We start from the raw sequence: 18,772 nt of genomic DNA on the forward strand, positions 1-18,772 counted from the left end.
AAACCAGGGCTCGAGATTCCTTCCCATGGCCAAGAAAACGCCGCGCAAGCCCCAGAAAGCCGCGGCACGGAAGCCATCGCCGAAAACGCCCGCCGCCACGTCCGGACGTGCCGTCTCGCCGGTCCTCCTGGCGCTGGCCGGTGTGATCGCGGTCTTCGCGGTGGCGCTCGGCGCGCGCTTCATCATCGGGCGCGATGCACCGGAGACGGAGAGCGTGGTTGAGCGGGAGGCGCCGGTCATCGCCCCGGCCGCGCCGATCAAGGCGCCCCCACCCCCCAAGGTCGCCGAAGCGCCACCTCCGCCTCCGCCGGTTCGCGAGGCCGAACCCGCTCCGGCGCCCGTTCCGGCACCGCCTCCCCAGGTGACCGAGGCCCCGGCCCCCGTTCCGGTTCCCGCACCGCCCCCGCCGCCGGCCATGACGCCGAAGCCGGTGGTGGCGATGCTGCCGCCTCCCGTCGCCCCGCTGGACCCGCCGAAGGTGGCGCCGGGATCGCCGCTGTGGAAGAAGAACGCGCTGCCCTTCCGCGCCCCACCGGGAAAGCCGGCCATCGCCATCGTCATTGACGACATGGGGGTGGACCGCAAGCGCTCGAACCGCGCTGTGTCGCTGCCGGCGCCGCTGACGCTGGCGTGGCTGCCCTACGCCCACGAGCTGCCGGCCCAGGCCCGTGCTGCCCGTGCCGCCGGGCACGAGCTGATGCTGCACCTGCCCATGGAGCCCAGCGGCTCGGCCGATCCGGGGCCACAGGCGCTGCGCGTGTCGCTCGACAAGGGGGAGATCCTGCGCCGGACCAAGGCGGCGCTGGACAGCTTCGACGGCTATGTCGGGGTGAACAACCACATGGGCAGCCGGTTCACCGCCGATTCCGCGGCCATGGCGCCCGTGCTGGGGGAGATCGCGCGGCGCGGCCTGTTGTGGCTGGACAGCCGGACCACCGCGAAGAGCGCCGGCCTGACCCTCGCGCGGGAGTTTCAGATGCCCTTCGCCGGCCGCGACATCTTCCTCGACAACGAGATGACCGTGTCGGCGGTGCGCGGACAGCTCGCCAAGACGGAGCAGGTGGCGCGCAAGCAGGGCTACGCCATCGCCATCGGCCACCCGCACGATGCGACAATCGACGCACTGGCCTCCTGGATGCCGGAGGTGCAGAAACGCGGCTTCGTCCTGGTTCCGGTCAGCGCCGTCGTGCGCGCCCATCACACCGGCGGGTGACCGCTGGCTCGGCTTGAGGAGAGTTTCATGGCTGATACCTACAAGGTCGGCGGCATGACCTGCGGCGGCTGCGCCCGCTCCGTCACCAACGCCATCGGCAAGCTGGCGCCGGGCGCCGCCGTGACGGTGGACCTCGACGCCGGCACCGTGGCGGTGGAGGGCGGAGTCGCCCCGGAGACGGTGAGGAAGGCCGTGGAAGGCGCCGGCTTCGACTTCGGCGGTCCGGCCGGTTAGAGTACTCAGGCCGGTCGGCGCAGCCGCCACACCAGCAGGCCGCCGGCCCAGGACAGCGACACCGCCAGAGCGACGCCGAGCGCGACGAACCGTCCGGCGGGCTCGGCCAGCAGATGGGCGGTGGTCAGCGCCAGGGCGAGGCCGGGGTTGGTCAGCAGCGCGCTGCGCATCGCCGCGGCGACCACGCCGCCGCCCAGGCGGCCGTGCAGGATCACCGTCAGGCTGGTCAGGGCGATTGGGAACACGGCGGCGATGCCGGTGGCCGCCGGTCCGATGCTGTGGCTGAGCGTGGTCACGGTGGCGACCAGCAGGCCGACGAGACCGGCGCGCGCCGGGATGTCGTACCAGCGCGACCGCGCCCCCCGGACCACGCCGTCCTGCGGAATCGGCGCCGACACCGCCCAGGCGGCGATCCCGTAGCAGGCCAGCGTCAGCAGCAGCGCCAGCGGCAGCGTCCAGTCGACGGCGGAGCGCAGGGTGGCCGCCACGACGATCCAGAAGGCCGAGCTGGTGATGACCGTCGCCGGCATGCTCCAGCGTGGCGCGATCCGCACGAGAAGCGCCAGATAGAGGACGATCGTCGCGTTGCCGACCATTCCCGACAGGGCGGCGTCGGCGACGAAGCCGTCGCCATGCTCCATCGCGAGCATCACGAAGGCCGGGCCGGTCGAGACGGGCAGGGCGGTGATCATGCCGCCATAGAAGGGGCCGGCCTTCTCCGCCGCCAGCGAGGCGGCGACGACGACCAGGGCCGCCGCCGCGATCTTGACGATCAGCGGCAGCAGCAGCGCATCGAGGGGCATGCGGTCCTTACCGGGCGGAGGTCTCGCGAACGGTTTCCTCCGCGGCGCGGATCAGGGCCATCGACTTGTTGACGGTCTCCTGGTACTCGGCCTCGGGATCGCTGTCGGCGACCACGCCGCCGCCCGCCTGGACATACATCATGCCGTCCTTGAGGACGGCGGTGCGCAGCGCGATGCAGGTGTCCATGGCGCCCGACGCGCCGAAGTAACCGACGCAGCCGGCGTAGACGCCGCGGCGGGCCTTCTCCAGCTCGTCGATGATCTGCATGGCGCGGACCTTCGGCGCACCGGAGACGGTGCCGGCCGGGAAACCGGCGACCAGGGCGTCCAGCGCATCGTGCTTCGGGTCGAGGTCGCCCTCGACGTTGGAGACGATGTGCATGACGTGGCTGTACAGCTCCACGATCATCTTCTGCGTCACCTTGACGGTGCCGGTGCGCGCCACGCGGCCCACGTCGTTGCGGCCGAGATCAAGCAGCATCAGATGCTCGGCCAGCTCCTTCGGATCGCTCAGCAGATCCTCGGCCAGCGCCTGATCCTCCGCCGCCGTGGCGCCGCGCTTGCGGGTGCCGGCGATGGGGCGGACGGTCACCTTGCCGTCGCGCACGCGCACCAGGATCTCCGGGCTGGAGCCGACGACCGACAGCTCGCCGAAGTCGCAGTGGAACAGGAAGGGCGACGGGTTCAGGCGGCGCAGCGTGCGGTAGAGCGCCAGCGGCGACGGCTTGAAGGGGAAGCGGATGCGCTGGGACGGCACGACCTGGAAGATGTCGCCGGCCCGGATGTACTCCTTCGCCCGCTCGACGATCGCGTGATACTCCTCGCGCGTCGTGTTGGACGTCCAGGCGAGCGGCAGCCCGTCCTTGGTCCGCGGCTCCCGCCGGTAGGGCAGGGGGCGCTCCAGATCGGCCACCGCGTCCATCAGACGCTCGCGGGCGTCGCCGTAGGCGGCGGCGCCGTCCACCCCCGGCTTCGGCCAGACCGGGGTGACCAGAGTCACCGAATCGGTGTGGCTGTCGAAGATGGCGACGATGCTCGGCCGCGACAGGATGGCGTCGGGGATGCCCAGCTCGTCCGGGTTGTCGTCCGGCAGCCGCTCCATCAGCCGGACCATGTCGTAGGTCAGGTAGCCGAACAGGCCGGCGGCCATCGGCGGCAGGGCGTCCGGCAGGTCGATGCGGCTCTCGTTGATGAGGGCGCGCAGCGACTCCAGCGGGGCGGCGTCGATGGGCTCGTAGGCGTCGCGGTCGTGCAGGGCGTTGCGGTTCACCTCCGCCCGGTCGCGGCGGCAGCGCCACACCAGATCGGGCTTGAAGCCGATCACCGAGTAGCGGTCGCGCCGCGACCCCGCCCCGCGCTCCGCCGACTCGAAGAGGAAGCCGAAGGGCCGCCCGTCGGCCAGCTTCATGTAGGCGGAGACCGGGGTCTCCAGATCGCTGACCAGCGTGGTCCACACCACCTGCGGCTTGCCGGCCTCATAAGCGGTGTGGAAGGCGGCGAATTCCGGCTGAACCTTCACGGGACGGGCCTCGGCTGAGTGGGGCGATTGAGTGGGGTTAGTTGCCGCTGGCGAAGAACTGGTCGATGCGGTTGCGGTGAACCTCGACCGGGTAGCTGTTGCGCAGCGCGTTGCCGAACTGGGCCATGATGTCGCTTTCCAGCCCCTGGGCGACGGTGCTCTCCACGGTCGCCAGCGTGGCGTCGCTGGCCGCCGGGTCCGCCGGGATGATCTCCTTCAGGCGGGCGACGACCTGGCTGTCGGCGGTGGCGCCGGTCACCGTCTCGCCGGGAGCGACCTCGAACAGCTTGCGCACCAGCTCGCCCGGCAGCCCTTCGACCGAGCGGGCGTCGCGGGTGAAGGGCGTGGTCATGGCGAAGCTGGCACCGGACTGGCTGGCGACGTCCTGCGCCGCGGCTTCCGAACCCTGCTTCAGCTTGGCGGCGATGTCCTGGGCCTTTTCGGCGGCCAGCGTGGCGCGCTTGTCGTCCTGCCAGCCGGCGACGGCCTGATCGCGCACCTCGGCCAGCGGCTTCGGCGCGGCCGGCGTCACGCCGTCGACGCGCACGGCGTAGAAGACGTTGTTGGGCGCCTCGGTCAGGTTCGAGGTGGCGCCGGAGGCGAGCTGGAAGGCGGTCTGCACCATGGCGGCGAAGTTCGGGCGGCCGGGAGCGGCGTCCTTGCCGTCCGGCGCCTTGCCGCTGCTGTCCACCGCGGCGATCTTGGTGATGGGCAGCGACTGGGCCTGGGCGACCTCCTCCAGCGGGGCGCCGCTGGCGAGCTGGTCCTCGACCCGGTTGGCGATGGAGTAGAGCGAGTCCATCGCCTTCTCCTTGCGCAGCTCGGCCAGGAGCTGGTCGCGGGCCTCCTCGAAGCTCTTGGTGGCGCCCGGCTGGATGGCGGTGACCGTCAGGACGTGCCAGCCCAGCCCGCTGCGCACCGCGTCGCTGACCGCGCCCTGAGCCAGGGCGAAGGCGGCGTCGCCGATCTCCGGCAGCTCGTTGCGGGTGACGTTGTCGAGGGTGATGACGTCGGTCCCGGCGTCCTTAGCGGCGGCGGTCAGGCCCTTGGTCTTGGCGGCCTCGGCGATCTGCTTCGCCTTCGCCTCGTCGTCGGCCAGGACCATCTCCACCGTCCGGCGCTCCGGCGTGCCGAGCTCGTCGGCACGCTCGTCGTAGGCGGCGCGCAACTCGTTGTCGGGGATCTGGAGGTCCTTGGCGATCTCGTCGGCGGAGAGCTGGGCGATGCTCAGCGACCGGTATTCCGGCGCGGTGAAGCGGACCTGATGGTCCTCGTAATAGCGGGTCAGTTCCGCCTCGTCGGGCACGCCGACGTCGCCGATGGCGGCGTTGGGCAGGGTGACCACCTCGGCCACGCGGCGCTCCCCGCGGAAGCGGTAGAGGTCCTGGACCAGCGGCTTCGGCGGGGTTACCCCGGCGCCGACCGCGCCGGCCACCAGCTCGCGCGCGGTCTCGCGGCGCAGCAGGGCGACGTAGCCGTCCTCGGTCAGCTGGTTGTTGCGCAGCACGCTGCGGAACTGGTTCGGGTCGAACTGGTTCTGCGCGTTGCGGAAGGCCGGCTCCTCGGCGATGCGCTGGCGCACCACGTCCGGGCCGACCGAGATCCCGGCGTCGCGCGCCGCCTGATCGTAGAGCGCGCGCTGCACCAGCGCCGACAGCGACTGGTCGAGCAGGCCGAACTGGCGCGCCTGCTCCGTCGTCAGGTTGCCGCCCATCATCGGGCGCAGCCGCTCCATCTGACGGCGGAACTCCTGGTCCAGCTCCGCCCGGTCGATGTCCACCTTGCCGACGGAGGCCACGGTGCTGGAGATCCCGCCTGTGCGGATCATGTCGCCGATGCCCCAGGCCGCAAAGCTGACGATGAGGAGCACGAACAGGATCTTGACGACCCACGAACCGGCGTAAGTGCGGATGAACTGAAGCATGGGACCCGAAGTGAGTGCGCAAAGGGCGGCCCTGCGGCCGGGGCGGCATCATAGGCACCCCGCGAAAGCCCGGCAACACCCCATTTCCCTCGCGATTCCCCATCGGAAAGAACCCGTTGGACGGGTGGAAATGCCAAGCACTCCTTGCTAGACAGGGGGCGCACTTTGAAAACGAACACCCGCGACAACGCCCACATCAACAAACGAGAGCCGGAGGACGAAAACGCCATGGCCGCACGCCGCAAACTGATTGCCGGGAACTGGAAGATGAACGGGCTGAAGGCCGACGGGCTCGACCTTGCCTCCGACCTCGCCGGGCGCCTGACGGGGGCCGGGACGGTCGCCTTCGACATGCTGGTGTGCCCGCCCTTCCCGCTGCTGTTCCCGGTGGGCGACGCCATTTCCGGCAGCCCGCTGGCGCTGGGCGCGCAGGATTGCCACGCCAAGACCTCCGGCGCGCACACCGGCGACGTCAGCCCGGCCATGCTGACCGACGCCGGCTGCCGCTACGTCATCCTGGGCCATTCGGAGCGCCGCGCCGACCACGCCGAATCCGACGCGCAGGTCGCCGCAAAGGCCGCCGCCGCCCACAAGGCGGGCCTGATCGCCATCATCTGCGTCGGCGAGACGGAGGCCCAGCGCGACGCCGGGCAGGCGAACAGCGTCGTCGCCAGCCAGCTCAAGGGCTCGATCCCGGAGGGCGCCACCGCGGCGAACACCGTCATCGCCTACGAGCCGGTCTGGGCCATCGGCACCGGCAAGACCGCGACTCCCGACGACGTCAAGGCGATGCACGCCCACATCCGGGCGGAGCTGGCCGGCAAGACCGCCGATCCCGAGGCGGTGCGCGTGCTCTACGGCGGCTCGGTCAAGCCGGGCAACGCGGCGGAACTGATGGCGGTGGAGAATGTGGACGGCGCGCTGGTCGGCGGGGCCGCGCTGAAGGCGGACGATTTCTGGGCGATCGCCACCAGTTGCCGCTAGCATATCGCGCAGGACCGCGTTAAAAACAGTGGGCGCGCGCCACGGGCCCTTGCCAAGGTCCGTGGCGCGCTGTTGGTTTGGGCGGTCCCTGCGGATCGCTCCGGGAAGGGATCAAGGGAACAGGCTGCATGGAATCGGTGCTTCTGGTCATTCACCTGCTGATCGCCCTGGCGCTGGTCGGGGTCATCCTGATCCAGCGGTCGGAAGGCGGCGGTCTCGGCATCGGCGGCGGCAACATGGGCGGCATGATGTCCACCCGCGGCACCGCCAACCTGCTGACGCGGACCACCGGCATCCTGGCGGGCTGCTTCATGGCGACCAGCCTGGTCCTGGCGGTCCTGGCGGGCGCGCACAGGGCGCCGACCTCGATCATCGACACGATGCCGGCCCAGCCCGTGGCTCCGGCGGCTCCCGCCCAGCCGGCGACGCCGGCGCAGCCCGCTCCGCCGGTCGCCCAGTAACAGCGGCCCGGCAAAACGCGACGCGGCTCCGGCCGGGTCTGACGTGAGGCGGCCTCCCCCGAAGCCGCCTCTTTCTTTTGAGGATCGTCGATCTGGGCATCGCCCGGGGGACGGTCCGAATTCGGGGAACGGATCAGGCTCTGAAGGTCTTCGGACGGACATGACTCGCTACATCTTCATCACCGGTGGCGTCGTTTCCTCGCTGGGCAAAGGTCTGGCGTCGGCGGCGCTTGGGGCGCTTCTTCAGGCGCGCGGCTACAAGGTGCGGCTTCGCAAGCTGGACCCGTACCTGAACGTGGACCCCGGCACGATGAGCCCGTACCAGCACGGCGAGGTCTATGTGACCGACGACGGCGCTGAGACCGACCTCGACCTCGGCCATTACGAGCGCTTCACCGGCGTGGCCGCGCGCCGTGGCGACAACATCACCACGGGCCGCATCTATTCGACCGTGATCGCCAAGGAGCGCCGCGGCGACTATCTGGGCGCCACCGTGCAGGTGATTCCGCACGTCACCGACCAGATCAAGGACTTCATCCGCGCCGACACGACCGACGAGGACTTCATCCTCTGCGAGATCGGCGGCACGGTGGGCGACATCGAGTCGACCCCCTTCCTGGAAGCCATCCGCCAGTTCGGCAACGAGGTCGGTCCGGAGAACGCCCTGTTCATCCACCTGACCCTGCTGCCCTACATCCCGACGGCGGGCGAGCTGAAGACCAAGCCGACCCAGCATTCCGTGAAGGAGCTGCTGGGCATGGGCATCCAGGCGAACATCCTGCTCTGCCGCGCCGACCGCCCGATCCCGGACAACGAGCGCCGCAAGATCGCGCTGTTCTGCAACATCCGTCCGGAGCGCGTCATCGCCGCCCTGGACGTCGATTCGATCTACCAGGTGCCGGTCAGCTACCACGAGGAAGGCTTCGACACCCAGGTGCTGGCCTATTTCGGCCTGCCGACCGAGGGCAAGCCGGACCTGTCGCGCTGGACCAGCATCGTCGAGCGTGTGCGCAAGCCGCAGGGCGAGGTGACCATCGCTGTCGTCGGCAAGTACACCAGCCTGCTCGACAGCTACAAGTCGCTGGCCGAAGCGCTGACCCACGGCGGCATCGCCAACAACGTGAAGGTCAAGCTGGACTGGATCGACTCGGAAATCTTCGAGGACGACACCGCCGTCCAGCGGCTGGAGAACGTCCACGGCATCCTGGTGCCGGGCGGCTTCGGATCGCGCGGCACGGAGGGCAAGATCCGCGCCGCCCAGTTCGCCCGCGAGCGCAAGGTGCCGTATTTCGGCATCTGCTTCGGCATGCAGATGGCGGTGATCGAGTCGGCCCGCAACATGGCCGGCATCGTCGACGCCGGCTCGACCGAGCTGGGCAAGCCGGGCAACCCGGTCGTCGGCCTGATGACCGAGTGGATGCGCGGCAACAGCCTGGAGAAGCGCACCGAGGGCACCGACCTCGGCGGCACCATGCGGCTCGGCACCTACCCGGCGAAGCTGGTCCCCGGCAGCAAGGTCGCGGAGGTCTACGGCACCACCGACATCACCGAGCGGCACCGCCACCGCTATGAGGTGAACGTCTACTACAAGGAGCGCCTGGAGAAGGTCGGCCTGCTGTTCTCCGGCCTGTCGCCGGACGGCGAGCTGCCCGAGATCGTCGAGATCCCGGAGCATCCCTGGTTCATCGGCGTGCAGTTCCACCCGGAGCTGAAGTCCAAGCCCTTCGACCCGCACCCGCTCTTCACCTCCTTCATCAAGGCGGCGATCGAGCAGAGCCGGCTGGTCTGATGTGACCATACGGGGGAGGGCATTCCTCCCCCGCGTGTTCCGGTTCCGGGTTTCCGGTGGGTATAGTGACAGCGGCGGCCGAGCCAACGGCCGCCGCTTTTGCGTTTCGGGTCCGGGAAAAAACCAAGGGAAGGGACACAACCATGACCGACATCAGCATCCCCGCCGGCGACGGCGGCAGCTTTTCCGCCTATGTGGCCAAGCCGGCGGGCGGCGGGCCGGCGCCGGGACTCGTCGTCATCCAAGAGATCTTCGGGGTCAACAAGGTCATGCGCGACCTGTGCGACGGCTTCGCCGCCCAGGGTTGGCTGGCCGTCTGCCCGGACCTGTTCTGGCGGCAGGAGCCGGGCGTACAGATCACCGACAAGACCCAGGAGGAGTGGAACCGCGCCTTCGCCCTGATGAACGGCATGGATCAGGACAAGGCGGTGGACGACCTCAAGGCCACGCTCGCGTGGCTGCGCCAGAATCCGGATTGCACCGGCAAGGCGGGGTCGGTCGGGTACTGCCTGGGCGGGCGGCTGGCCTTCATGATGGCGGCGCGCTCCGATTCTGACGCCAACGTCAGCTATTACGGCGTCGGTCTCGACGGTCTGGCCGGCGAGGCGGCGAGCATCACCAAGCCGCTGCTGATGCACATCGCCGAGAAGGACCAGTTCGTCCCGGCGGAGGCGCGGGAGACCATCCTGGCCGCGGTGAAGGGCAACCCGAACGTCACCGCCCACGTCTACCCCGGCGTCGATCACGCCTTTGCCCGCGCCGGCGGCGCCCATTTCGACGCCGAGACGGCGGAGCTGGCCAACGGGCGCACGGCAGCCTTCTTCAAGCAGCATCTGGGTTGACGCCATTCCGGTTGACCGGGATCGCCGATATCTGGGAAGGAAGGAGCAGCGCGAGGGGGCCTTCGGCATGCGTCCCCTCGCATTGCTTTTTGGAGAGCACGGGATGACCACCGCCAAGACCGTCCAGATCGGCACCCTGACCATCGCCAACGACCGGCCCTTCACCCTGATCGCCGGCCCGTGCCAGATGGAAAGCCGCGACCACGCGCTGGAGACGGCGGCGGCGCTGGTGGAGATGACCGGCGCGCTGGGCATCGGGCTGATCTACAAGTCGTCCTTCGACAAGGCCAACCGCACCTCCATCAGCACGATGCGCGGCCTCGGCATGGACAAGGCGCTGCCGATCTTCGCCGAGATCAAAGAGCGGTTCGGCTGTCCGGTGATCACCGATGTCCACGAGGCCGACCAGTGCGCCGCGGTGGCCGAGGTGATGGACGTCCTGCAGATTCCCGCCTTCCTGTGCCGCCAGACCGACCTGCTGATCGCCGCCGCCAAGACGGGCCGGGCGGTCAACGTCAAGAAGGGCCAGTTCCTTGCCCCTTGGGACATGAAGAACGTCGCGGCGAAGCTGGTGGCGTCGGGCAACGACAAGGTGCTGTTGTGCGAGCGCGGCGCCAGCTTCGGCTACAACACGCTGGTGTCGGACATGCGGTCCCTGCCGATCATGGCCGAGACCGGCTTCCCGGTGGTCTTCGACGCCACCCATTCCGTGCAGCAGCCGGGCGGGCAGGGCACCACCTCCGGCGGACAGCGCGAGTTCGTTCCGGTGCTGGCCCGCGCCGCCATCGCCGTGGGCGTCGCCGCCGTCTTCATGGAAACCCATGAGAATCCGGACTGCGCGCCCAGCGACGGCCCGAACATGGTCCCTCTGAAGGAGATGCCGGCCCTGCTGGCGCGGCTCCAGGCCTTCGATCGGCTCGCAAAAGGCTGACGAAAGGACAGGTTCGGGAACGGCGTACCGGTCCCGGCGTTGCCCAGACACCGCGGGCGCCGCGCTTCCGCTGGAGCGCCCGCGGGTTGAGCCATGGAGCAACGCCATGAAGCCGATCCGCCTGTGCGCCATCGCCGCCGTCGCCAGCCTTGGCGCGATGATCGCCGTTCCCGCCGTCGCGCAATCGACCGCGCCGTCCGCAATGCCTTCGACCACGCCGATGCCGCAGGCGAAGCCGGCCATGCCGCCGGGCCACAGCGGCACCACCACCGCGCCGCCGATGGGCAGCGGGTCGTCATCGTCGACGGCGAAAGCCAAGGTCATCGACCTCAACACCGCCGGCAAGGACGAGCTTCAGACCTTGCCGGGAATCGGCGAGGCGCGGTCCGAGGCGATCGTCAAGAACCGCCCTTACCGGTCCAAGGACGAGCTGGTCAGCAAGAAGATCGTGCCGCAGAACGTCTACGACGACATCAAGGGCCGCATCGCCGCGGTCGGTGGTTCGAAAACCAGCGCATCGGCGACCCACCCGAAGAAGTGAGCCACTTCCCTCTCCCCTCCGGGGAGAGGGTTAGGGTGAGGGGGGCGCGTGTCGTTACGTTCGGCACAAGCGCATCCCCCTCACCGGCCCTGCGGGCCACCCTCTCCCCGGAGGGGAGAGGGCTACAGACCCTTGGGAACCGGCCTCTACAGGCTGAAGCTCCGGTAGGTGATCGGCGCCTCGGCCGTGCCTCCGTCCGTCGCGGCGATGTCGCCCAAAAGGGCGTGATGCTCCGACAGATCGCACACCGGGTCGGTGTTGTCGGCGCTTCCGGTCAGCGCCAGCGCCTGACAGCGGCAGCCGCCCCAGTCGATCTCCTTCTGGTCGCAACTCCGGCAGGGTTGCGGCATCCAGTCGGTGCCGCGGTAGCGCTGGAAGGCGGCGGAGTTGGCCCAGATGTCGGCCAGCGGGCGCTCCGTCACCCGGTCGAAGGCCATGCCGGGAATCGTCTCGGCGGCGTGGCAGGGCAGGACCGAGCCGCTGGGCGTCACGTTCAGAAACTTGCGGCCCCAGCCGCCCATGCAGGCCTTGGGGCGCTTGGCGTAGTAGTCGGGCACCACATAGTCGACCACAAGCCGGCCCTTCAGCTCCGGCAGACGGGCGCGCACCCGCTCGTCCATGCGGATCAGCTGCTCGCGGGTCGGCATCAGGGCGGCCCGGTTCTTCAGCGCCCAGCCGTAATACTGGACGTTGGCGATCTCGATCCGGCCGGCCTTCAGCTCCAGCGCCATGTCGATGAAATCGTCCACCCGGTCGATGTTGTGGCGCTGCACGATGGCGTTGACGGTCAGCGCCATGCCGACGTCGGTGACCGCGCGCGCCACCTCCAGCTTCTTCGGCTGGCCGCCGGGGAAGCCGCTGATCAGTTCGGCCTTGGCTGGCACCGTGTCCTGAAAGCCGATCTGCACATGCTGGAGCCCGGCGTCGCGCAGCCGCTCCAGCCGCGCCCGGTCGAGCAGCACCGCCGAGGTGATGAGGTTGGCGTAGAGCCCGGCCGTGGTGGCGTGGGCGATCAGCGCCTCCAGGTCCTTGCGCGCCGTCGGCTCGCCGCCGGAGAAATGCACCTGGATGATGCCGAGGTCCGCCGCCTCGTCGAGCACGCGGCACCACGCAGCGGTGTCCAACTCGCGGCTGGCCGGGTCGAGCGCCAGCGGGTTGGAGCAGTAGGCGCAGCGCAGCGGGCAGCGGTGCGTCAGTTCCGCCAGCAGGGCCAGCGGCGGTTCGAGTCCGGTCGTGGCGCCACAGACGGTCATCGGGTCAGGAACCCCTTCGTGATCATGTCGCCCAACAGTTCCAACACATCCGCGGCGATCTCCTCCCGCGGCGCGTCGAATTGCGCGGCCAGCGCGGCAATGGCCGTGCCCACCGTCGCCGGAGGTTTGGTGGTCACGGCCCGCACGACCTCCAGCGCCACCTCGTCCAGGATCAGCACGCGCTCCGGACCCAGAAGCTGCCAGTGGCCGCGCACCCGGTCCTGGCGGAGCATGACGCCGGGGGCCAGCCGAACCCGGTCCTCCTCGCTCACGCCGTCCGTCATCGCCGGTAGACCGTCGGTTCCATGTCCTCCGGCACGAAGGCGCCGGGCGGGATCAGGCCGGGCGACACATAGGCGTGGTGCAGCGCGTCCAACTGCGCCCAGAGAAGCTCCGCCTTGTGGCGCAGCGCGGCGATCACCTGCTGCTGCTGCTCCGGCGTGCGGGCGTTGTCGAGCACGTAATCGAGCCCGAACTCGACGTCGCGCGGCGCCTCGTCCAGCCGCTTGCGGAAGTAGGACAGGGTGGCGTCGTTGGCGAAGGCGTAATAGGCCTCGAACCCGGCGATGCGCTCGCGGTGGATGGCCGGGGCGAACAGCTCGGTCAGGGACGAGGCGACGGCCTCCAGCGTCGATTTGCTCGACACGAAGTTGACGTAGGAATCGACGGCGTAGCGGGTCGCCGGCAGGATGCCCCTCAGCGAGGTGACGTAATCGCGGTCCAGCCCCAGCCCGTCGGTCAGGCGCAGCCAGCGCTCGATCCCGCCGACCTTGCCCTCCTCGCGCTCCCGGCTCTCGCCGAAACCGTCATGGTCGAGCACGCGCTGGATCCAGATGCGGCGCAGCGCCGGATCGTCCATCCGCGCCATCAGGGCCAGATCCTTCTTGGGGATGCAGACCTGATAGTAGAAGCGGTTCAGCGCCCAGGCCTGGACCTGCCCGCGCTTCAGCTTCCCGCCGTGCAGCAGTTTGTGGAAGGGGTGGAGGTCGTGGTACTGGCGCTCGCCGATGGCGCGCAGCTCGCGTTCCAACTCCTCGCGCGACAGCGCTGACGTCATAGCGTGAACTCCATCCCGTCGTGGGCGATCTCCCAACCTTCGGCGGCGGCGGCGGCCCGTTCGGGCGAGTCGTCCAGCAGGGCCGGGTTGGTGTTGTTGATGTGGACAAAGACCTTGCGCCGCACGCCCAGCCCCGCGAAGGCGGCGATGGAGCCGTCCGGACCGGACATCGCCATGTGGCCCATGCGCTGGCCGGTCTTGCTGCCGGTGCCGGCGCGGATCATCTCGTCGTCGGTCCAGGTCGTACCGTCGAACAGCACCAACGGCGCCCCGCGCAGCCGGTCGGCCAGCCAGCCCGGCATGGCCGAGCAGCCGGGGATGTAGAAAAATTCCCCATCGCCGTTGCGGTCGCGGATGCGCAACGCCACCGTGTCCTCCGCCACCGAACCGAAGCCGGCGGCGGACGGGTCCTCCAGATAGAGCGCGACCTTGCCGGGTACGGCGAAGGCTTCTATCTCGAAAGGGAAGGGGGTTCCGGCGGCGTCGGCGGGAACCCAGGGCCGGTCCAGCGCCATGGCGCGGCGCGGCGCCAACTCCGGGTTGACCACGCGGAAGACGGCGTTCGCCTCCAGCACACGGTGAACCCGATCGGTGGCGTAGACGGCCAGCGGCTGGGATTCGCGCAGGGTCAGCAGGCCCGCCACATGGTCGATGTCGGCGTTGGTCAGCACCGCTGCGGCGATAGGGCTGTGGCGCACGGCGGTCTGCGGGTGCAGCGCCGGATTGGCGAGGATCTGCTGGCCGATGTCCGGCGAGGCGTTCAGCAGCAGCCAGCGCCCGTCGTCGCCGCTGACCGCGAGCGAGGATTGGGTGCGCGGGCGGGCCGCCGGGTCGCCGGAGCGGGCGCGGCGGCAGCCCGCGCAGTTGCAGTTCCATTGAGGAAAACCGCCGCCCGCGGCGGAGCCAAGGACCAGGATCGTCAGCATGGGGTGCCTTTCCTAATCAAGGCGGCCCGAATCAGGCGGCGGTCGTCACGCATGGGAACCGGCCGGCGCTCAGAGGCGGGCGCAGGCGTAGGCGTTGATTTCGGTGCCGACGGCGATTTCGACGATCTGGGGCTTGCGCCAGGTCTTCATGGGTGGGTCCTCCGCGCTTGGATTGGCCTTGGGATGATTCCCGGGGGCTGTTGCCGCCCGCCGCGGGCGGCCCCGCTAGCGAACGTTAGAACGCTACGGGTACGGGACAAGGGCGGTCTATGCGACTTTGGAAGCAGGTGCGCTGCACAACCGGATAGGGGTGCTCCACCGTCCGGGCGTCCTTCCGCGCGTTGTTGCGCCCCAGCGGCCTTGCATCCCCCCGCACGCAGGGCTATCAAGCCCGCGCGCTTCTTTTTCGCCTGGAAAGATCATCCACCTGGAAAGATCATCCAGTGGACGCGCGCAACGCGGAGGAAGGACAAACATGAGCGCCATTACCGAAATCCACGCCCGCGAGATCCTCGACAGCCGTGGGAACCCGACCGTCGAGGTGGACGTCCTGCTCGAATCCGGCGCCTTCGGCCGCGCCGCCGTCCCGTCGGGCGCCTCGACCGGCGCGCACGAGGCGGTGGAGCTGCGCGACGGCGACAAGGACCGCTACGGCGGCAAGGGCGTGCTGAAGGCCGTGGAGTCGGTCAACGGCGAGATCTTCGACGCCATCGCCGGCCTCGACGGCTCCAACCAGCGCGCCCTCGACCTCGCCATGATCGAGCTGGACGGCACCCCCAACAAGGGCCGCCTCGGCGCCAACGCCATCCTCGGCGTCTCGCTCGCCGTCGCCAAGGCCTCGGCGGAAGAGGCGGCCCTGCCGCTGTTCCGCTACGTCGGCGGCGCCTTTGCCAACCTGTTGCCGGTGCCGATGATGAACATCATCAACGGCGGCGCCCACGCCGACAACCCGATCGACATCCAGGAGTTCATGGTCATGCCGGTCGGCGCCGAGACCGGCGCCGAGGCCATCCGCATGGGCTCGGAAATCTTCCAGGCGCTCAAGAAGAAGCTCAAGGACGCCGGCCACAACACCAACGTCGGCGACGAGGGCGGCTTCGCCCCCAACCTCGCCTCGACCGAGGATGCTCTGGGCTTCATCATGAAGGCCATCGAGTCCGCCGGCTACAAGCCGGGCGACGACGTCATGCTGGCGATCGACGCCGCCTCGACCGAGTTCTTCAAGAACGGCAAGTACGAGCTGGCCGGCGAGGGCAAGTCGCTGGCGCCGGAGCAGATGGTGTCCTACTGGGCCGATCTGGTCGGCCGCTACCCGATCATCTCGATCGAGGACGGCATGTCGGAAGACGACTGGGAGGGCTGGAAGGCGCTGACCGACGCCATCGGCAACAAGGTGCAGCTGGTCGGCGACGACCTGTTCGTGACCAACCCGGCGCGCCTGGCCGACGGCATCAAGAAGGGCGTGGGCAACTCGATCCTGGTCAAGGTCAACCAGATCGGCACGCTGTCGGAGACGCTGGAAGCCGTGGACATGGCGCACAAGGCCGGCTACACGGCGGTCATGTCGCACCGATCCGGCGAGACCGAGGACAGCACCATCGCCGATCTGGCGGTCGCCACCAACTGCGGCCAGATCAAGACCGGCTCGCTGTCGCGCTCCGACCGTCTGGCCAAGTACAACCAGCTCATCCGCATCGAGGAGATGCTCGGCACCGCCTCCCGCTACGCCGGCCGCGGCATCCTCAAGGCCTAAGACGCTCTTAAGGACCTTATGAGGGAAAGGCCCCTTTCCGGGACACCGGGAAGGGGCTTTTTTCTGTGGTCTCTTTCGAGATTGCGCCCGTCGCGGGGAGATTTCCAAATCACCACCGTGCAAGGCGTACGCGCTTCTGGTAAACAGCCGCCATAGTTTCGCCCGCTTGGGCCGCCACCCTCCCACGACGGCATTCCCCGCCCGGACAGGACCCTCGACGCATGACCAAGACCACTTCTTTCGCCGCCCTGCTGCTTGGCGGCCTGCTGTGCAGCGGTTCCGTCCTCGCGCAGACGGCTTCGCTGCAGGACCGTCTGGACCGGCTGGAGTCGGGGGTGGAAGCGCTGGGCGGGCGCGTCGAGGTGGCCCAGGCCTATCCGGGCAGCGGCTACACGCGGGGGCAGACGGCCGAGATCCAACCGTCCCTGGCCGCGGACTTCGAGGTGCGCCTGCAGAAGCTGGAGCGCGCGCTGTCGGAGCTGACCGGGCGCTACGAAGAGGCGACCTATCAGATCTCGCAGATGAAGGACCGGCTGGAGCGGGTCAACAGCGACATCGATTTCCGCCTGAAGGAGCTGGAGAGCAAGGGCGGCGGGGCGGCCAGCGACCCGTTCGGCGCCCCGGCCAAGCCCAGCGCGGCGGCTCCGGCCGCGGCGCCCAGCGCCGCCAAGGCGCCGGAGAAGGCGGCCGACAAGCCGGCGCAGACCGCCGCCGTGGCGCCGCTGCCCGCCAACTCGACCCCGGAAAAGCAGTACGAGCACGCCTTCGAACTGCTGCGCCAGTCCGACTACGACAAGGCGGAAAAGGCCTTCAGCGACTTCCTGGCGAAGAACAAGACCCACCAGCTCGCCGGCAACGCCCAGTACTGGCTGGGTGAGACCTACTATGTCCGCAACAAGTTCCAGGACGCCGCCGTCGCCTTCGCCGAGGGCGTGCAGAGGTACCCGAAGAACAACAAGGCGGCCGACAACCTGCTGAAGCTCGGCATGTCGCTGCAGCAGCTCAACCAGAAGAAGGACGCCTGCACGGCCTTCAACCAGTTGATCAACAAGTTCCCCGAAGCCTCGGCCAGCGTGAAGCGCCGCGCCGACACCGAGCGGCGCCGCCTGAACTGCGCCTGACGGGTGCGGTGAACGCGTCCGATCCGGCCGGGCCGATCTCCGCGGGGCCGATCTCCGCGAATGAGTTCGCCGCCCGTATGGACCGGCTGGGCGGCTTCGAGACGCGGCCGCGCGTGGCCGTGGGCGTGTCCGGCGGGGCCGACAGCCTCGGGCTGGCCCTGCTCGTTCAACGGTGGGCGGCGGAGCGGGGCGGCGCCGTCCTCGCCCTGATCGTCGATCATGGGCTGCGCGCGGAATCCGCGGCGGAAGCCGAGCGGGTGGGCGGCTGGCTCCAGGCCCGCGGCGTTGTTCCCGCCGTTCTGCGCTGGGACGGCGAGAAGCCGGCGACCGGCATCCAGGAGGCCGCCCGCGCGGCGCGCCACCGTCTGCTGGCCGAGCGCTGCCGCGAGGAGGGCATCCTCCATCTGGCGCTCGCCCATCACCGCGACGATCAGGCCGAGACGGTGCTTCTGCGCTTTGCCCGCGGCTCCGGAATCGACGGGCTGGCCGGCATGGCGCCGGTGCGCGCGGGCGGCGCGGTGCGGGTGATCCGGCCGCTGCTCGACCTGCCTCACGAGCGGCTGGTGGCGACCTGCCGCGCCTTCGGTCAGGAATGGGTCGAGGACCCCTCCAACCGCAACCCCCGTTTCGCTCGCGCCCGCCTGCGCGCGGCGGGGGACACGTTGGCCGCCGAGGGGCTGGACGCGCCGCGTCTGGCCGACCTTGCCCGCCGCGCCGCCCGCGCCCGCAACGCGCTGGAGGCCGGGACCGCCGCCCTGCTGGCCGAAGCCGTGGAGGTTTTCCCGGAGGGCTGGCTGCGGCTCGACCCGAGGCCGTTGCTGGCGGCGCCCGAGGAGCTTGGTCTGCGCGCTCTGGTCCGCTGCATCGCCGCGACGGGGGGAGCCGCTTACCCGCCGAAGGACGAGGCGGTGGAGCGCCTGTTCGCCGAGATCGCGGGGGGAACCTTCCGGGGACGCACGCTGGGCGGCTGCCGCATCGTCCCGCGAAAAGGGGCTGTGGGGCAGGGGCATTTGGTCATCGCACGGGAGCCGGCCGGGGTGACCGAACGGCTGGGCCTTACCTCTGGCGGAGAGGTCTGGTGGGATCGCCGATTCGCCGTTCGGCTGGGGGCGGACGCCGGAGGCGCGGTCACGGTGGCAAAATTGGGTCGGGAGGGGTGGCAAATGGTGCGGTCCTCAGGCCCGGATTCGGGCCGCATCGGCCTGCCCGAACCGGTCCGCGAGACGCTGCCGGCGCTTTGGGACGGAAACGGGCTGGCGGCGGTGCCGCATCTGGGCTTTTCGCGGCCCGGATTCCCCCTTTCGGCGGTCGCTTTGCACGCACCCGGGGTGGTGTTGGCCGGCCCAGCTTTTCCGGTTGTTTCGGACCGTGTCGGCATTATTTAATCTGGGAACGTGCCCGTAAGCCCGGGAGGGGTGGCT

At 69.7% G+C, this 18,772-nt stretch carries 19 protein-coding genes; 11 read left to right on the forward strand and 8 right to left on the reverse strand.

Translation table 11 applies throughout. The annotated features are described in order from the left end of the window. Positions 1-25 precede the first annotated feature (25 nt). Together FBZ83_RS16670 and FBZ83_RS16675 are read left to right on the forward strand one after the other, a co-directional pair. A complete protein-coding gene (locus FBZ83_RS16670) occupies positions 26-1,213 on the forward strand; it encodes a divergent polysaccharide deacetylase family protein (protein ID WP_247888326.1) in 1,188 nt (395 codons plus the stop codon). A gap of 27 nt (positions 1,214-1,240) precedes the next feature. After that, positions 1,241-1,447, forward strand: a complete 207-nt coding sequence (locus tag FBZ83_RS16675; RefSeq protein WP_145685170.1) for a heavy-metal-associated domain-containing protein — start codon at positions 1,241-1,243, stop codon at positions 1,445-1,447. Between the two features lie 5 nt (positions 1,448-1,452). Here the strand turns inward: FBZ83_RS16675 and FBZ83_RS16680 are convergent, their stop codons facing one another. Genes FBZ83_RS16680 through FBZ83_RS16690 form a run of 3 tightly spaced genes read right to left on the reverse strand, consistent with a single transcriptional unit; the run spans position 1,453 to position 5,693 of the window. Next, the gene (locus FBZ83_RS16680; protein WP_145685177.1) at positions 1,453-2,250 is read right to left on the reverse strand and encodes a hypothetical protein; all 798 of its coding nucleotides are present in this window, start codon (positions 2,248-2,250) and stop codon (positions 1,453-1,455) included. Positions 2,251-2,257: 7 nt separating this feature from the next. Next, positions 2,258-3,769, reverse strand: coding sequence for an anthranilate synthase component I (gene trpE, locus FBZ83_RS16685; protein WP_145685184.1), 1,512 nt, complete (start codon positions 3,767-3,769; stop codon positions 2,258-2,260). Positions 3,770-3,806: 37 nt separating this feature from the next. After that, complete coding sequence (locus FBZ83_RS16690; protein WP_145685192.1) at positions 3,807-5,693, reverse strand: SurA N-terminal domain-containing protein; 1,887 nt, start codon at positions 5,691-5,693, stop codon at positions 3,807-3,809. A 228-nt stretch (positions 5,694-5,921) separates the two neighbouring features. On the opposite strand from FBZ83_RS16690, the gene tpiA reads away from it, so the two are divergent. From tpiA to FBZ83_RS16720, 6 genes are all read left to right on the forward strand, one after another. Continuing rightward, positions 5,922-6,677 (forward strand): triose-phosphate isomerase, encoded by a 756-nt coding sequence (gene tpiA, locus FBZ83_RS16695; RefSeq protein WP_038530980.1) that lies wholly within the window; start codon positions 5,922-5,924, stop codon positions 6,675-6,677. A gap of 128 nt (positions 6,678-6,805) precedes the next feature. Continuing rightward, the gene (gene secG / locus FBZ83_RS16700; protein ID WP_059398736.1) at positions 6,806-7,138 is read left to right on the forward strand and encodes a preprotein translocase subunit SecG; all 333 of its coding nucleotides are present in this window, start codon (positions 6,806-6,808) and stop codon (positions 7,136-7,138) included. A gap of 160 nt (positions 7,139-7,298) precedes the next feature. Continuing rightward, a complete protein-coding gene (locus FBZ83_RS16705; RefSeq protein ID WP_145685201.1) occupies positions 7,299-8,927 on the forward strand; it encodes a CTP synthase in 1,629 nt (542 codons plus the stop codon). A gap of 143 nt (positions 8,928-9,070) precedes the next feature. Continuing rightward, positions 9,071-9,769 (forward strand): dienelactone hydrolase family protein, encoded by a 699-nt coding sequence (locus tag FBZ83_RS16710; RefSeq protein WP_145685208.1) that lies wholly within the window; start codon positions 9,071-9,073, stop codon positions 9,767-9,769. Positions 9,770-9,872: 103 nt separating this feature from the next. Next, the gene (gene kdsA / locus FBZ83_RS16715; RefSeq protein WP_145685212.1) at positions 9,873-10,700 is read left to right on the forward strand and encodes a 3-deoxy-8-phosphooctulonate synthase; all 828 of its coding nucleotides are present in this window, start codon (positions 9,873-9,875) and stop codon (positions 10,698-10,700) included. 106 nt (positions 10,701-10,806) lie between these two features. Beyond that, entirely contained in the window at positions 10,807-11,241 is a 435-nt protein-coding gene (locus FBZ83_RS16720) for a ComEA family DNA-binding protein (protein ID WP_145685226.1), read from the forward strand. Positions 11,242-11,387: 146 nt separating this feature from the next. Here FBZ83_RS16720 and pqqE read toward each other — a convergent pair whose 3' ends face one another. The 5 genes from pqqE to pqqA form a co-directional block, all read right to left on the reverse strand. Beyond that, positions 11,388-12,494 carry a pyrroloquinoline quinone biosynthesis protein PqqE gene (gene pqqE, locus FBZ83_RS16725; RefSeq protein ID WP_145685241.1) on the reverse strand — a complete coding sequence of 369 codons (1,107 nt, stop codon included), beginning with the start codon at positions 12,492-12,494 and terminating at the stop codon, positions 11,388-11,390. Further along, positions 12,491-12,778, reverse strand: a complete 288-nt coding sequence (gene pqqD / locus FBZ83_RS16730; RefSeq protein ID WP_145685257.1) for a pyrroloquinoline quinone biosynthesis peptide chaperone PqqD — start codon at positions 12,776-12,778, stop codon at positions 12,491-12,493. Before pqqD ends, pqqE begins: the two co-directional genes overlap by 4 nt. Further along, entirely contained in the window at positions 12,775-13,551 is a 777-nt protein-coding gene (gene pqqC / locus FBZ83_RS16735) for a pyrroloquinoline-quinone synthase PqqC (RefSeq protein WP_035673171.1), read from the reverse strand. Before pqqC ends, pqqD begins: the two co-directional genes overlap by 4 nt. Continuing rightward, positions 13,548-14,477: a pyrroloquinoline quinone biosynthesis protein PqqB gene (gene pqqB, locus FBZ83_RS16740; protein ID WP_145685271.1), complete on the reverse strand. Its 930-nt coding sequence runs from the start codon at positions 14,475-14,477 to the stop codon at positions 13,548-13,550. Before pqqB ends, pqqC begins: the two co-directional genes overlap by 4 nt. Before the next feature lie 69 nt (positions 14,478-14,546). Continuing rightward, the gene (pqqA, locus tag FBZ83_RS32475) at positions 14,547-14,627 is read right to left on the reverse strand and encodes a pyrroloquinoline quinone precursor peptide PqqA (RefSeq protein WP_014240199.1); all 81 of its coding nucleotides are present in this window, start codon (positions 14,625-14,627) and stop codon (positions 14,547-14,549) included. 325 nt (positions 14,628-14,952) lie between these two features. On the opposite strand from pqqA, the gene eno reads away from it, so the two are divergent. From eno to tilS, 3 genes are all read left to right on the forward strand, one after another. Next, positions 14,953-16,230, forward strand: a complete 1,278-nt coding sequence (eno, locus tag FBZ83_RS16750; RefSeq protein WP_145685280.1) for a phosphopyruvate hydratase — start codon at positions 14,953-14,955, stop codon at positions 16,228-16,230. 221 nt (positions 16,231-16,451) lie between these two features. Then, positions 16,452-17,351: a tol-pal system protein YbgF gene (gene ybgF / locus FBZ83_RS16755; RefSeq protein ID WP_145685283.1), complete on the forward strand. Its 900-nt coding sequence runs from the start codon at positions 16,452-16,454 to the stop codon at positions 17,349-17,351. A gap of 8 nt (positions 17,352-17,359) precedes the next feature. Continuing rightward, complete coding sequence (tilS, locus tag FBZ83_RS16760) at positions 17,360-18,736, forward strand: tRNA lysidine(34) synthetase TilS (RefSeq protein WP_247888327.1); 1,377 nt, start codon at positions 17,360-17,362, stop codon at positions 18,734-18,736. Positions 18,737-18,772 lie beyond the last annotated feature (36 nt).

It is taken from the genome of Azospirillum brasilense, from assembly GCF_007827815.1.
Taxonomy (GTDB): Bacteria; Pseudomonadota; Alphaproteobacteria; order Azospirillales; family Azospirillaceae; genus Azospirillum; species Azospirillum brasilense_C.